Source organism: Shewanella chilikensis, assembly GCF_037953065.1.
GTDB classification, from domain to species: Bacteria; Pseudomonadota; Gammaproteobacteria; order Enterobacterales; family Shewanellaceae; genus Shewanella; species Shewanella chilikensis.
On sequence record NZ_CP149966.1, the window covers coordinates 598,604 to 613,975 of the forward strand.

The window sequence follows — 15,372 nt, forward strand, 5'->3', positions numbered from 1 at the left end:
CAGATTGGAATTTTGGGCCGGGTTCGCACCTGGCAAAATACTCAATTATTATTCACAGAGGGTTTCCTGGCTCACTCAGTTTCAGGTGCACTCAAGTTCAGGTGGGCTTATTTATCAGGAGCGAATTTGGCCGCGAAAAAGGGATGGTTTAGGCGACTGACAGCCTGGCTGATAAAACTGTTGTTGGGGCTGTTGATACTGTCCCTGCTGATGGTGATAGCGCTTAAGTTTGTTAACCCACCGCTGTGGAGCTGGCGTATTGAACGCTATTGGTTTCCACCGGCGCCGGTAACACAGGTACAGCACCAGGTGCAGCATCAGTGGCAGCCGCTGACTCAGATATCTGCCAATATGCAGCTGGCGGTGATCGCCAGTGAAGATCAGCGTTTTGCCCTTCATTCCGGTTTTGATCTCAAGGCGATTCAGACTGCCATAGAAGATAAACTTCAGGGAGAGCGCCTCAGAGGCGCCAGCACCTTGAGCCAGCAAACCGCCAAGAACCTGTTTATGTGGTCTTCGCGTAGCTTTATTCGCAAGGGGGCTGAAGCCTGGTTCACCTTGCTTTTGGAGGCGGTGTTGGATAAGCCCAGGATCCTTGAGTTGTATCTGAATATTGTTGAATTCGGCCCGGGGATCTACGGCGTTGAAGCGGCGGCGCAACACTATTTTCATAAGAACGCCGCTCAGTTGTCGTCCCGCGAGGCCGCCTTGCTCGCCGCCTTGTTGCCTAATCCCTGGCAATATCAAATCGATCCACCGAGTGCTTACATGAACCGCCGCGCCGACTGGATCCAGCAGCAGATGCGGCAATTGGGGCGGCAAACACTTAAAGACCTGGATTGATTTCAATGTCGGTATTTACCCCTTGGTCGCCAGCGCTTGAATTGGCGACGACCCGATTGCGGCCACTGTTTTTGGCTTGATAAAGTGCGTGGTCGGCTCGTTTTACGGCCGCTTCTATCGATTCTGTTGCAATTTCAACCTCGGCGATGCCCAAGCTTATGGTGCAACTTATCTTGTCTCCCGTGTCGGCGGTTAGCTGCATCGCTTCGACATTGAGGCGCAGCTGCTCGGCTCGCTGCAAGGCTTGGTTTAGTGGGGCTCCCGGCAGCAAGATCACGAACTCTTCACCGCCGAAGCGGGCCGCCATCTCGGCTCCTTGGCAGTGTTGCTTCAATAATTTGGCCAGGGCGACTATCACTCTGTCGCCCAAGTGGTGACCAAAGTTATCGTTGATCTGCTTGAAACTGTCTATATCCAGAATAAGCACAGAGATAGCCTCGCCATTGCGGCCGGCCAGCTTAAGTTGATAGTCGGCCTCAGAATAGAAATAGCGCCGGTTATAGAGTTTGGTCAGAGGGTCTGTGGCCGCCTGGCGCTTGAGCTCTTCCTGCGAGGCGCGGATATCCTCAAGGATTTTGATCCTGTAGGAGATGATAAATGCCAACGTCAGGGCTTCCAGCATAATACCTATGCCGACTCCGTGGCTGCTGAGATAGCTCGGAGAGATTAAGCCCTTGTAGAAGAGCACGGCTATGCCATTGAAGATCACGAAGAAGCTGTGGCCTACCAGAAAGTACTTCACCAGTGGATTGCCCTTGCGATATAGGGAGATACTCACAGAGAAGGTCACCAACATCATGAGTGCTGCCAGGCTACTGGCGGGTTTGAGTGCTGCTGAGATATCAAATAAGCCCCAGAACAAGGTCGCTAGCAGCAGTAACAGCATCAGCTGTAGCGCCTTGTGCTCTGTGGGGTAGAACTTCCTGGTCTCGAAAATAGCCGTCATAAACAGCAGCAGGAAAATCGGCATGGTGAGCAGCGACAGATTGAGCATGAAGACGCTCGAGCCGTAGGCGTTGAACACGCTGGCAACTAGACCATAGGACAGGGCTATCCACACCAGACCCGAGATCAGATACAGCGAATAGTAGATGTTCTCTTTCTTACTGGTGGCGAAATACAGCAGGCAGTTGTAGAACACCAGTGCCAGCAACATGCCCACCATAAGTGCAATATCATAGTGAGTGCTCACCAGGGCCCGCCGCGAATTTTCTCCATCCATCAGTGTCATGGCAAACCATTGATGGGAGTAGGCGTGGCTACGAATATACAGGGTTGTTATCTGATCTGGCGCCAGCTTCAATGGGTAGACGACTGTACCCCGATACATGAGCGGGTTGTTGGCGGCCTGTTCGAGGTCCAACTGCTCGTGTCGCTGCAGTTGTTGGCCGCTTTCCTCATAGATGTCGATTTGCTGCACATGGTAAGCATGGGGCAGGTGTAAAAACAGTGGCTTTGCCTGTGAGAGCCTATTGTGCAGCATCAGCTTGAACCAGGTGACCCTGGCATTGGTACCCAAGGTGGTGACATTATCGGTTACGCCGAAAGGCTTCTGGCGTGCCTGCTCAAAGCCAAGGTTTTGGCTGTCATCAATGAAATAGCCGATTTTGAATTCATCAAGCGCGACGCTGCTTTGTTCTATATTAATAACGGGAAGTTTAACCTGCTCTAATGCAAATAGTTTTAGGCTGGTTAGCAGCAAAAACAGGCACAGCAACGCGTATCTCAATTCCATTCAAGTATCCATTTTCCCTGGCGCCGGCATGTCCAGGCGCTTCTTTATTGTTCAATGGTACCCAAGGATAAAAAGTGTCGCCAGCAATACCGCTTGTTATGCGGTTTATCGCAGATAATTATTGACGTTGATCTTTCGGTGAATCCATTACCACCATGGTGGTAATGGATTTGACTTGAGGATATTCCCCGAGGACTTCGGCATGAAAACGTTTATAGCTGCTGAGATCTTTGGTCTCGACCCGCAACAAGTATTCGTTGGCGCCTGTGATATTGTGGCACTCTACCACTTCCCTGGCGTAGCGGATATGCTCTTCAAAGCCTAACTGGGATTGTTTACTGTGACTGTTGAGGCCTATGGCGACGTAAGCAATAAAACCTATGTTCAGCTGGCTCTTGTCCAATACGGCCCGGTAGCCCGTGATCAGCTTTTTTCGCTCCAGTTCCTGTACCCGTCTCAGGGTGGCAGAGGGAGATAATCCCACCCGCTCGGCCAGCTCGACATTGGAGATCCGGCCATCACTCTGTAGCTCTTGCAATATTCTTTCGTCAAATCTATCCATGGTGATGTTTTATTGCTTACTTTCCGCTTTAAGAGCAAATATAAGCACAAAATTGCGTACCAATCCATCTAGTATTTGCTGACTGCTTATTTCAGGAGTAAAGCAAGAATGGAGCCTAATCTGCTATGGCCTTTGGTGATGTTTGCCTTTGTTTCAACCGTGACCCCAGGGCCCAACAACATCATGTTGATGACTTCAGGTGCCAATGTGGGGTTTGTTCGCACCTTACCGCATATGCTGGGGATAGTACTGGGGTTCAGCCTGATGCTGTTGTTGGTGGGTATCGGCGTGACCGGCTTGTTTCAGGCCTATCCTTGGTTGCACCAGTTACTGAGTTTGCTATGTATTGCCTACATGGTGTATCTGGCGCTGAAAATCGCCTTGAGTCGTCCGGGAAATACCAATGAAGGTTATCGCAGCATGACCTTCATTCAAGCGGCATTGTTTCAGTGGCTCAATCCCAAGGGATGGTCCATGGCGCTGGCGGCGGTGAGTCTTTACAACCCGAGTGCCAGTTGGCAGCAGTTGTTGCTGATCTCTGTAATATTTGCCTTGGTCAATGTCCCGTCTGTCAGTATCTGGACCCTTATCGGCAAACAGTTGAGTCGCTGGCTGACGGCGCCCAACTACGCCCGTGGTTTTAACTTGTTGATGGGCGGTCTCTTGCTGGCATCCATAGTACCCATGCTCTGATGTTCGCTTTTCGTGGCATTAATATGAAAGAAGGCGACCCTGAGTCGCCTTCTTGCTTGGATGCCGATTATCGGCGATTAACGTGGGCCCGGCTCGGCATAATGGGTCATCCAGTCTTTGACCTGGTTATACCAATAGATGGAGTTGTTGGGCTTCATGATCCAGTGGTTCTCATCGGGGAAATAGATCATCCGCGATTCCACTCCACGGCTTTGCAGGGTGCGGAACAGCTCAAAACCTTGTCCCACGGGCACCCGGTAGTCCAGCTGACCATGGCTCACCAGCGTCGGGGTATTGAAACCTGCGGCAAAGTAATGGGGTGAAATCGACTGGTAGATTTCCGGGTTTTCCCAGTAGTGGCCGAAGCGGGTGCTGTGCACGGCGAAGTCGGAAGCCATCTGGGAGTACATGTCGTACACGGCGGCATGGATCAGCAGCGCCTTGAACGGATGTTTCTGCCCGAGGATGATGGAGGTCAGATAGCCGCCGTAGCTGGCGCCACCGGCCACCATGCGATCGCTGTCGATCCAGCTCTTTTGTTCAAACCAGTCGGCTGCCTTGAGGACATCATCCAGAGACTTGTTTTTCCAGTCCGGGTTGATGGCATCGGCAAAGTCCTGGCCGAAGCCGCTGGAACCGTGGAAATTGGGCCAGGCGGTGACATAACCCCAGGAGGCAAAGGTCTGGGCGTTCCAGCGATAGTGGAAACCATCGCTGATGGCATTGTGTGGGCCGCCGTGTACCAGCATAAACAGCGGGTACTTCTTGCTGCGATCGAAACCCGGTGGGTAGTGCACCCACATCTGGATATCCTGGTTGTTGTAACCCTTGTAGGTCACAGATTCATAGCTGCCCAGATCCACATCCTTGAGCAGTTCGTCATTGAACTGCTCCAGCCTTTGGCCCTTGCCGTTCTTGGGATTGATCGCCAGCAGTCGCGCCGGATAAAGGAAGCTGTCGTTGAGGGCAATCAGGGTGCCTTTCTTGCCTATCTGCGGCTGACCATAGTTGGTGTCCTTGGTGATCGCCTTCACTTTGCCGCTCTTGGCATCGATATGATAGATACGGCTGGTGGCGGCATCATCAATGGCGGCGTAGAAGCCTTTGCCATCCGGCGTCCAACTGAACTGAGACACAGATCTGTCCCAATTGGCGGTCAGGGTCTTGAGCTTACGGCTGTGGATATCCAGCAGCATCAGCCTGGAGGTGTCGGCATAGAAACCCGGTATCTTCTGGCGAGTGAAGGCCAGCGTCTTGCCGTCGGGGCTGAAGCTTGGGCGGCTATCGGGCGCTTCGTTGTCCGGTGTCAGGTTTTCTGCCTTGTCTGCGCCTATCTTGCCGAGGAAGATGTCCAGCTTGGGATCGACCCGGTTGTCGGAGCCGTAGGCGTTGAAGGCGATCAGTTTCTCATCGGCAGACACATCATAGCTGCCGGCGCTTTGACTCGAACGAGGCAGCTCATGGCCCAGTGTTTGAGTAATGGCTTCTATCTCGCCGCCCTTGGCGGGAATTCGGAACACATGCGCCTGACGACGTTCATCCAGCCAGTGATCGAACTGGGCATAGGGCAGGGCATTCCACTGCTTGGCCGAGGTCTTGTTGTCCTTGTCGGCTTTCAGTTGTTCTTGCATCTGCTTCCAGTCCTGCCCGGGGAAGATGTTGCTGATGAAATAGAGATGTTTGCCAACCCATTTGATGCCGTAGACGCCGGTAGGCACCTCGGTCAGCCGCTGGGCTTCACCCGGGCCATTCATCGGCAGCAGATAGATCTGCCCGGCATCGTCTTCATTACGCTGGCTGACAAAGGCCAGAGTGTTGCCATCGGGAGAAAATACCGGGTTGCTCACCTTGAGTCCGGCGGCAGTCAGTGGGCGTTGATGTTTGCCATCGGTATCAAAGTACCAAAGTTGGGTCGACCCTTTGTCGGCCTTGACATCATACTCGGTCACGGGGGCGATGATATGCTCGCCGCCCGGCGATACTACCGGGCTGCCGATACGCTTGAGTTGCCACAATAGCTCAACCGACAAGGGCTTGCCCGGCTCTGCCCACGCCGATGCCAGTGGCATCAAGAGGCAGAGCAACAGAATTCCAACCTTCTTCACGGAAAGTCTCCTTTAGATACAGATAGTTATTATATTTAACAGCAGAGGCTGCCTCGGGAGTATATCCCCGGATGATGAAAACAAGCTTATCCGGGCACGGTTTGATGGGATTATTTTGTGTAACTTTCTGTTAGCGCTCGTACGGTATCGTGCGAAATTTGGCCGTTTTTTATGGGGTTAAGCTAGGCCATTTATAATTAGAGGCTATAAAGAATAATAACTTAATATTTTGTCGTGCTTAAACTAGCGCTTATTATGCGGTAGATTCTCTCTTCATATACCGTTTCCCGTATAAGGTTCCATATGTCTATTGCAGTTATCGCAGCCATTGCGGTATTTCTCGGCGTTCTGTTTATTCTGTTTCACCAACAGCAAAAAGAGCACAAATTATCCCGTCTGGTGCTGATCGGTTTAATCCTCGGCAGTGCCTATGGTTTCCTGATGCAGTCTTACTTTGGCGTGGACAGCCAGGTCACTGCAGAGACGCTCAGTTGGATAGCCATAGTCGGTGGTGGCTATGTGGCCTTGCTGAAGATGGTGATCATGCCCTTGGTGTTGGTGTCCATGGTCGCGGCAGTGGTCAAGTTGGATAAGGGCGGCTCGCTCGGCAAGATCTCCTCCCTGACCATATTTATTTTGATGGCGACCACAGCCGTGGCGGCTTTGATAGGTATTCTGGTCACGTCCATCTCAGGGATTTCTGCCGAGGGGCTGATAGCCGGTAGCCGGGAAACGGCGCAAATGGCGGTATTGGATACCAAGGCGGCTTCGATTGCTGATCTGACTGTACCGCAAATGCTGCTGAGCTTTATTCCGGTAAATCCTTTTGCCGATCTGGCCGGTGCCCGTTCCACTTCCATCATTGCCGTGGTGATTTTCGGTATCCTCCTCGGGATAGCAGCCCGCAAGGTGATGCATGAGAAAGAGCAACTGGAATCCCCCATACGGACCTTTGTTGAAGGTGCGCAGGCGATTGTTATGCGCCTGGTGAAGATGATTATGGCGCTGACTCCTTATGGTATTGCCGCGCTGATGGCCAAGGTGGTCGCCTCTTCCAGCGGCGCCGATATGCTCAACCTGTTGGGTTTTATTCTGGCCTCTTACGTCGCCATCCTGCTGATGTTTGTTGTTCACGGCATGCTTGTAGCCATGGTGGGCGTCAGCCCACTGGACTACTTCCGTAAAATTTGGCCCGTGCTGACCTTTGCCTTCTCGTCGCGCAGTTCGGCGGCGACTATTCCATTGAATGTCGAGGCTCAGGTGACTCAGCTGAATGTGCCGCCTGCCATTGCCAACCTGGCGGCCTCTTTCGGTGCCACTATCGGCCAGAACGGTTGCGCCGGTATCTATCCGGCCATGTTGGCTGTAATGGTGGCGCCCAGCATGGGTATAGATCCACTGGACTTGCATTTCATGCTGTCCTTGATTGCCATAGTGACCATCAGCTCCTTCGGGATAGCCGGTGTCGGTGGCGGTGCAACATTTGCGGCGCTAATTGTCCTGCCTGCCATGGGGTTGCCGGTGGCCATTGTGGCGCTGCTGATCTCCATCGAGCCGCTGATTGATATGGCTCGTACCGCCTTGAACGTATCCGGCTCCATGACCGCCGGTACCATGACCAGTCGGCTATTGAAGCAAACCACGGAAAACCAGACGGCCGAGCAGCAATAAGTTAGCCCCGGCTAACGGCTTGAGAAAAAGGATGCTGCGGCATCCTTTTTTGACTCGTGCTCTCAACCCCCAAAGGGGACAAGCTGGATTTTTGTTGTCTCAGGCGGTTATAATTCCGCCATCCTCGCCTATTGGAGCTCACGCCAAAATGAACAACTGACACCTGATCACCAATCTTTTTTACTTTTCCATTATTAGATTGGCAGGGTCGGTCGGCGTGTTCGCTCAAGTCTTTATTGTTGCAGTCAGTTGGTACTCATTCGCCATATCATGACTGCTTAAACCCGGATCGGATCTCGCCGTGCCTCCCTGTCTGCAGGAGGCAAGATGCAGGCATTTAATGCAAGACAAATCTCACTCTATACTCATGGCCTTGAGCCATTGTTTGCCGATATCAGCTGTCGCAATCAATACAGGACAGCCATATCTTTTTGATGTTTCGCCCAGCCTTGACTAGGCTTTGAAATATCCATCAAAGCTCAGTCGAGGTTGGTTATGACCAGTGCCCGTCGCCAGTTGATAGATGTTGAAAGTACGCCCTTTTACCACGTGATTAACCGTTGCGTCCGAAGGGCGTTTTTGTGTGGTGAATGAACAAAGACAGGACAGCCATATCTTTTTGATGTTTCGTCAAGCCTTGACTTGTGTGAATACAGGACAGCCATATCTTTTTGATGTTTCGCCCAGCCTTGACTAGGCTTTGAAATACCCATCAAAGCTCAGTCGAGGTTTGGTTATGACCACAGCCCGTCGCCAGTTGATAGATGCTGAAAGCACGCCCTTTTACCACGTGATTAATCGCTGCGTGAGAAGGGCATTTTTGTGTGGTGAAGATGCACTGTCGGGGCGCAGTTACGAGCATAGACGTGGCTGGATAGTGGATAAAATCAGGCAGTTGTCGTCAATATTCTGCATCGACGTTTGCGCTTATGCGGTTATGAGTAATCACTACCATTTGGTGCTCAACAGAAAAAGACAGGACAGCCATATCTTTTTGATGTTTCGCCCTGATTAAGACAGGACAGCCATATCTTTTTGATGTTTCGCCCAGCCTTGACTAGCCTTTGAATACCCATCAAAGCTCAGTCGAGGTTGGTTATGACCACAGCCCGTCGCCAGTTGATAGATGCTGAAAGCACGCCCTTTTACCACGTGATTAATCGCTGCGTGAGAAGGGCATTTTTGTGTGGTGAAGATGCTCTGTCGGGGCGCAGTTACGAGCATAGACGTGGCTGGATAGTGGATAAAATCAGGCAGTTGTCGTCAATATTCTGCATCAACGTTTGCGCTTATGCGGTTATGAGTAATCACTACCATTTGGTGCTCAAAATCGACCTTGCTGCGCAACAATCGTTGTCACCATTTGAAGTCATTGAGCGTTGGACCGGGCTCTTTAGTGGCAATCCTGTGGCGGCAAAGTTCCTCAAGGGCGATAGTCTCTCAGACGGTGAACGAATACTGTTGGATACGCTGATTAGCGATTGGCAGGAACGCCTTGGCAGTATCAGTTGGTTTATGCGCTGTTTAAACGAAGATATCGCCCGCAAGGCCAATCGAGAAGATGGTTGCAAGGGTGTATTCTGGGAAGGGCGCTTTAAGTCGCAGGCGCTGCTCGATGAACAGGCGCTGCTGGCCTGCATGATGTACGTGGATTTAAATCCCATTCGCGCAGGTATTGCTGATTCGCTGCAAACTTCTGATTACACGTCCATTCAGGAGCGTATAGAAGAAGTTGCTGAGCCTGCATCTGCCAACGCTTCAATTAAGCCACTGCTGCAATTTAATGGTGCAGCCACTGCCACCGAACAAAGCGGCATTCCGTTTCACTTTGCCGACTATCTGGAGCTGATTGATTGGACAGGCCGGGCGGTGCGGGAAGACAAGCGTGGCTTTATTGCCTGTTCCAGGCCCAAACTACTGCTTGAGCTTGGTATCAGCGACGATGCCTGGATAACTTCCGCCAAGGAGTTTCGCCGTCAGTACAGTGGCATGAGTGGCCGATGGGATGCCATGTGTGCCATGAAGGCCAAATATGGCGGTAAATGGTGCCGGGGTAAGCAACAAAGCCAAGCAATACATCCCCATTAACCTTAAACCCTTGGTGATATTGCAGCAACAGGCTTAAGCCTGTCTTTGGCATGCCTGACAACCGTAGTTTTTGTATGAAGCATGCAAATTACTCGTCTCAGAGAGCCTACTTCCAAAAATACGTCGTTATTTATCAGAGACTGACACCCAGCAGCGTGCTTCCTTGCTGTTCAGAAAGTGTTTAGGATGTCCTGTATGTTTTGTATGTTTTGTATGTTTTGTATGTTTTGTATGTTTTCTCAGAGAGCCTACTTCCAAAAATCCGTCGTTATTTATCAGAGACTGCCCCCTGCAACGTGCTTCCTTGCGGCTCAGAAAGTGTTTTGGATGTCCTGTATGTTTTCTGCTCAGAAAGTGTTTAGGATGCCCTGTATGTTCGGCTTTTAGGATGTCCTGTATGTTCATAAGCCTGCCGAAAGCATGCCTGGCAACTGCAATTCTGCATAAATCTTCGAAAGTGAGCGTCTCAGAGAGTCTCATTTCCAAAAAACTGTCGTTATTTATCAGAGACTGCCCCCTGCAACGTGCTTCCTTGCGGCTCAGAAAGTGTTTTGGATGTCCTGTATGTTCCGTCCTCAAAACCAACGATGTCTATCAGAGCAATGAAGTGCTGCCACTGGCGCGTGATATTGTGGAGTTCATCAACAGTGACCCCGAGCTGGCCAAGCTGGGGTCATTGAGTGTGCGAGAACCTTAATTGGGTTTCATCCACACCAACCCCTGGGGGATGAATGGATCAACAACCGGCTGCTCCATTCCAGCGTGGATCCCCAAGTTGGTCAGCGCCACAGCAAACTCGGCATAGTGGCCGCGAGTCGTGCCGCTTTCTTCGCCGTAACGGGCGCCATGGTGCCAAATGGCCAAGTTGCGTTTAATCCCATCTTCAAAGCTCAACGCGTCTTTGTGAATGATCCCCCATAGCGCCAGATGCAAGGTAAAGTAATTGCTGCGGAAGGTAATTTTTTTGCTGGGCTTGGCGGTGTATTCGTCCAGACGTTTTTGGCAATGGGCACTGGCTTTATCATGGTCGCCGTTAAACCAGGCTTTCAGCGCATGCACCAAATCGTCAGTGGTATCCGGTTTGCGGTTGCCTGGAAACTGCTCTTCCGGGTACAGCAAACAGGCTTCTTTGGCGATCGCCAACTCACCGGCGGCCATGGCGCAGTTGAAACAGCTGACGACATCAATGGATTCCTTACCCATGGTAACCTTTTCGCCGATAAACTCTGGGGCGTTCGGGTCAAAAGCCATTTTCAATGGTCGTAATTGATACTCTGCGGCTTTTTTGAAAGCGGCCTTGGCCTCATCAAATTTTTGGTTCAGTGCATAGGACATGCCCAAGCTGGCATAATCAAAGCCGCGGCCCCAATAAACGTGCTCTATCTCATGATCCTTATAAAAACCAGTTTCATCCAAAGCTTTTTTTCGGGCGATGGTTTCCAAATCGATTTCTAGTTCATTGGCAAGCTGCTCTGCCGAGAGTTGGGGGATTTTTTGGGTCATGGTTATTTGTTTCCTTTCAATGCTTTTAATCCATCGGCAAAGGTGCTCTTGACTGTCTCAAACTCGGGGATGGTGAATTCTTGGAGCACCCCCTCTTTTGGGGGGAGCAGGTTACCTGCATTATCTTGCCAAAAGTAACGTACCTGGCCTGTTTCGGTGTTGGTAAAGATTGCCAGGTGGTTTTTCTTCCCATCCTTGTCAAGGATATTTTGCCACAGCTGTTGTTCTTTCTGCTGATAGGGGCCGCCTTTCCGGTTGGAGGCTTGACCGACTTTGGGAGCCTTTTTCTTCATCCTTGCCGCCCAGCGTTTATTTTTTCTGTCTGACCCTTGTCTTTCCCGGAACTGGTTTTCACTGAGGCTAGTACTGTTGTTACTGTAACCCTTGTGCTCAATCTCAACTAGACCACGCCTTTGACAATCCATCATATTGTCGCAGCCGTGATAACGGTGGATAAAACCCTTATTTTGCTTTAGTCCCAAGTCCTTGTATACCTGCTCGGCACCATATTGTCCCAGGGCTTCACTCAGGGCATTGGGGGATTTGGTGTTGATTTGGAATAGGATTTTACCGGCTTCTTCTTTGAACTCGGCCAAGTCAGTGACAAGCTTCTTGCGATTGGTGGCAGCCTCAAGCACCAATAGTGCAGCTTCATAACCGACAAACGATTGTACAGCTTCCGCTCCGGCCAACTCATTATCCGCAAGTGGCAGGGTTGGATTACCCCGATAGCGTTCACCTAATTCTTCCGGAGTCAGGATTTGGCCTGTCGCTTCATCTTTGGCTTGAATGATCCCTTTATCGGCCAGCCACTCGGCTTGTGATGCGCGTTGCTCGTCAATGTAATCATTAATGACCTGTTTAGCACCGCCCATCATGGCATTAATGGCTTGGGTTATCCCGGTTTCTTTCAGCTCAGCTGGGGCTTCCGGTACCGAGGTAATGTCCGGCTCGACAATGGGGGCTGGGGCTTTGGCATAGTTGCCATGCCCGAACTGAGGCCGGGGAGGCAAACGCTTGACACGTTCCCTGAAAGTGGTCGATACAAAAGGGCTTATATCGCCAAAGAACTGTATGCTGCCGAAGTCATCGTCTCTGTCACCTAACAGGAAAAAGTCACCGCTTTCCAAACGCCAAGCGACGCGACTTAAAGCACTGTCAATTTGATGTTGGCTAGGGGCATAGGAAATGCCGCAATCACTCAGTAGGCTGTCTAAACCAAAGACCGTTTGGTTGAACCCTGGTTGACTGGATAGGGATCTCCGAATGTAGCCAAGAGCCCTTTCTGGTTGGATGATATCTAGGGATATCGTTTTGATAAGCATCACGGTAGTGCACAACTCGCATTTATCTCTCCTTGATAAAAAACCTTCCTGACTTGCAAGCTATCCGATGAATGTACCACTTTTCGGTATTGCGTGCCTCACATTGAAACGGCTTCTTAGCAGTAACTCGGTGTCGGCTGCCAACTTGGGGCCGCAAAACAGATAGAGGGTGCCGGCTGGTTTCAGGACACGCCACAGCTCGGCGCTGACACTATCAAGCCAGGCAAGAAAACTCTCCACGTGAGGCGGATGAGCCTGACAATCATCTGGATATTGAATCGAAAGCGCTCCTGGCCGCGGCACTGGCAGCATACCCGGGCGCTTTTATTCTGGTCAGTCATGATGAGGAGTTTGTGGCGCAGACCGGCATTGAAGAAGCGTTTTCCCTGCCAAATAGCGGATCTTAGACTTTTTTACCTCAGAGCGTGAATTTGGCTATGGTCTTTTGAATACCTACCACATCAGTGCCGCGCTTGAGCTCTTTGACCAGGGGCTCTGCCTGGCCTGAGATCCACAGCTTGAGTTCGGCATCCATGTCGAAGCGCCCGGCGGTTTCCACTTCAAAGTGTACTATCGCCTTGTAGGGGATGGAGTGATAACTCACTTTCTTGCCGGTCATGCCTTGTTTATCTATCAAGATCAGGCGCTTGTTGGTGAAGGCAAAGATGTCGCGAACCAGTTTATAGGCCAGCTGCAACTGTTCGCTGTCGGCCATAATCGGCGTCAGTTCTTCGTTGAGTTTATCCAGATTCACTTCACTGGCGTTGCCCATCAAGGCGTTCAAAAATCCCATGTTTTTCTCCTTAACCCACCAACAGCATTTCACACTTATGGCAGTCGAACACCAGCTTGAACTGCTTGCCACCCAGCTCCATTTCCAGCGGCTCTGCCTTGATCCCCGGCACTTCTTTGGGGCACATGTTGTAGCTGTAACGTATGCAGTGTTTGGTGATCATCAAAGGCGCATCGCCTTTCACCGGCCGCACTTCATAGGCATCACGGATGGACACCACCCCGTGACGGGTATAGAAGTCCTTGGCCTTTTGGTTGGCCACATTGCCTAGATAGGTCAGGCTGCGCTGCGGGAAGCGGGCGCTGTCGTCCCGTACCCAGGGTGTGGGTCTTTGATACCCCTGAATGCGCGCTTCGTCCAGGGCAGCAATGGCATCACGGCGCAGGCCATTGATGATGGATGCCGGTACAAAAACGGCTTCGGCATCGCCCAAATCCACTTGTCCGAGACGAAAATCTGTATTGCCCAGTTTGGCGAGATGTTTGCCGAGTGATTCACGGTTGCGGCCAATATCCTTGGCCTGCTGTTTTTCGAAGTCAGCGGTCACTGTCGCCTGATGGCCATGACGGTCGGCAGCAGTCAGCGCCAGACCTGTCTGGGTATTGCTGAGGCTGAAGTCCAGCAACAGGGTTCGCTCGGCAGATTCTTTGGCCAGCAGGGCTTCAAAGGCCTGATCTTTGTTGCGATACAAGGTGGCACCGACATAGAGATCTTTCGGCATGTTTTTCAGATACAGGGTGTTACCCTCGGCGCGGTTGACCCGAAAACCTGTCAGCTTGTCATCCGACAACCTGGCCTTTTGATAGTTGGCGGCGAAGAAGCCCAGGCCATCCCCGTTGTGGAACTCGGTATCCGAGTCGACTTGGATGAAGTCTTTGCCTATCTTGCTGACTTTGCCGACCTCTACTCCCAAGTATTTCGGGGTGCGGAAGTCGCCGATGTCCGCCTTGCGCTCATTGACAAAGTAGTCCGTCTTGCCGCGGTTAAAGCTCTTGTCCGGATCCGGGGTGAAGCTGTAGCGGCAGCGGCCGTGGGACGAGGGTTCAAACTCGGGCCGACGCGCCATGATGGCATCCAGTTGCTGGCGGTAGTGAGCGGTAACATTCTTGACGTAGCTGAGGTCCTTGAGTCGGCCCTCTATCTTGAAGGAGCGGATCCCGGCGTCGATCAGTGCTTCGAGGTTATCTGTCTGGTTGTTGTCCTTCAGCGACAGCATATGGTCGTTGCTGGCAATGATGTCGCCCTGGCGGGTCTTGAGATTACCCGGCATCCGGCATTGCTGCGAGCATTCGCCGCGGTTGGCACTGCGGTCTGTGTAGGCTTCACTGATATAGCATTGGCCGCTGTAGGCCACGCACAGGGCGCCATGGATAAAGAACTCCAGTCGCATCTTGGTCTCGGCGGCCACGGCGCGAATTTGGCTCAGACTCAGCTCCCGTGCCAACACCACCTGAGAAAAGCCCACATGCTCGAGAAAGGCGACTTTGGCCGGAACCCTGTTATCCATCTGGGTACTGGCGTGCAGTGCAATCGGTGGCAAGTCCAGCTCAAGCAGCCCCAAGTCCTGCACGATAATGGCATCGGCACCGGCCTTGTACACCGCCCAGATCAGGCGTCTGGCTTCTTCCAGTTCATCGTCCAGTAATATGGTATTGATGGTGACAAATACCTGGGCGTGATATCTATGGGCAAACTGACACAGGCGGGTTATGTCCTCTATGCTGTTTCCGGCGGTATGACGGGCACCAAATGCCGGGCCGCCAATATAGACAGCATCCGCCCCATGGCGAATGGCCTCAATACCGAAGTCGGCATTCTTGGCCGGCGCCATCAGCTCCAGCTTGTTATCGGCCAATTGCACCATTTGCTTGGGGGCCGCAGCAGGGGCTTGTGTCTGTTGGCCGGGATTAAAGAGTTCAACACCTGTAGTGGACATGACTTACCGCTCGTCTGGAATTGGCTGAGAAATTTCGGGCACAAATTATAGCAGAGCCTGTCATTCATGATAGGGGAACTGTGACTTATGCCTTGTTTTTGCTATTTCAGCCGGTAAT

12 protein-coding genes and 1 pseudogene are annotated in these 15,372 nt (G+C 51.7%); 6 read left to right on the plus strand and 7 right to left on the minus strand.

The features are described from left to right. Positions 1-126 precede the first annotated feature (126 nt). Positions 127-843, plus strand: a complete 717-nt coding sequence (mtgA, locus tag WKR14_RS02810; RefSeq protein ID WP_339087332.1) for a monofunctional biosynthetic peptidoglycan transglycosylase — start codon at positions 127-129, stop codon at positions 841-843. Here the strand turns inward: mtgA and WKR14_RS02815 are convergent. After that, positions 827-2,578, minus strand: a complete 1,752-nt coding sequence (locus tag WKR14_RS02815) for a diguanylate cyclase (protein ID WP_339087333.1) — start codon at positions 2,576-2,578, stop codon at positions 827-829. The two genes, mtgA and WKR14_RS02815, sit on opposite strands and share 17 nt — an antisense overlap. Positions 2,579-2,696: 118 nt before the next feature. Then, positions 2,697-3,140, minus strand: a complete 444-nt coding sequence (locus tag WKR14_RS02820; protein ID WP_101055997.1) for an Lrp/AsnC family transcriptional regulator — start codon at positions 3,138-3,140, stop codon at positions 2,697-2,699. Positions 3,141-3,248: 108 nt separating this feature from the next. Here WKR14_RS02820 and WKR14_RS02825 point away from each other — a divergent pair, with 108 nt between their 5' ends. After that, the gene (locus WKR14_RS02825; RefSeq protein ID WP_028781108.1) at positions 3,249-3,833 is read left to right on the plus strand and encodes a LysE family translocator; all 585 of its coding nucleotides are present in this window, start codon (positions 3,249-3,251) and stop codon (positions 3,831-3,833) included. Between the two features lie 77 nt (positions 3,834-3,910). Here WKR14_RS02825 and WKR14_RS02830 read toward each other — a convergent pair whose 3' ends face one another. Further along, the gene (locus WKR14_RS02830; protein ID WP_339087334.1) at positions 3,911-5,938 is read right to left on the minus strand and encodes a S9 family peptidase; all 2,028 of its coding nucleotides are present in this window, start codon (positions 5,936-5,938) and stop codon (positions 3,911-3,913) included. A 303-nt stretch (positions 5,939-6,241) separates the two neighbouring features. On the opposite strand from WKR14_RS02830, the gene WKR14_RS02835 reads away from it, so the two are divergent. The 4 genes and pseudogenes from WKR14_RS02835 to WKR14_RS02855 all read left to right on the plus strand — a co-directional run bounded on the left by WKR14_RS02835 (position 6,242) and on the right by WKR14_RS02855 (position 10,394). Continuing rightward, a complete protein-coding gene (locus WKR14_RS02835; RefSeq protein ID WP_165564426.1) occupies positions 6,242-7,609 on the plus strand; it encodes an L-cystine transporter in 1,368 nt (455 codons plus the stop codon). Positions 7,610-8,345: 736 nt separating this feature from the next. Then, positions 8,346-8,573: pseudogene (locus WKR14_RS02845) on the plus strand (alpha-amylase family glycosyl hydrolase); the annotation flags it as partial. A 134-nt stretch (positions 8,574-8,707) separates the two neighbouring features. Then, entirely contained in the window at positions 8,708-9,697 is a 990-nt protein-coding gene (locus WKR14_RS02850; RefSeq protein ID WP_339087335.1) for a transposase, read from the plus strand. A gap of 397 nt (positions 9,698-10,094) precedes the next feature. After that, positions 10,095-10,394 carry a hypothetical protein gene (locus tag WKR14_RS02855; RefSeq protein ID WP_339087336.1) on the plus strand — a complete coding sequence of 100 codons (300 nt, stop codon included), beginning with the start codon at positions 10,095-10,097 and terminating at the stop codon, positions 10,392-10,394. On the opposite strand, the gene WKR14_RS02860 is transcribed toward WKR14_RS02855, so the two are convergent. The 4 genes from WKR14_RS02860 to WKR14_RS02875 form a co-directional block, all read right to left on the minus strand. Further along, positions 10,391-11,200: a hypothetical protein gene (locus WKR14_RS02860; protein WP_286996541.1), complete on the minus strand. Its 810-nt coding sequence runs from the start codon at positions 11,198-11,200 to the stop codon at positions 10,391-10,393. The two genes, WKR14_RS02855 and WKR14_RS02860, sit on opposite strands and share 4 nt — an antisense overlap. A gap of 2 nt (positions 11,201-11,202) precedes the next feature. Continuing rightward, positions 11,203-12,528, minus strand: coding sequence for a hypothetical protein (locus tag WKR14_RS02865; RefSeq protein WP_339087337.1), 1,326 nt, complete (start codon positions 12,526-12,528; stop codon positions 11,203-11,205). A gap of 415 nt (positions 12,529-12,943) precedes the next feature. Then, complete coding sequence (locus WKR14_RS02870; RefSeq protein WP_287590648.1) at positions 12,944-13,318, minus strand: PH domain-containing protein; 375 nt, start codon at positions 13,316-13,318, stop codon at positions 12,944-12,946. Positions 13,319-13,328: 10 nt separating this feature from the next. After that, on the minus strand, positions 13,329-15,182 hold the full coding sequence (locus tag WKR14_RS02875) for a peptidase U32 family protein (protein ID WP_287590653.1): 1,854 nt from the start codon (positions 15,180-15,182) through the stop codon (positions 13,329-13,331). Positions 15,183-15,372: the final 190 nt, after the last annotated feature.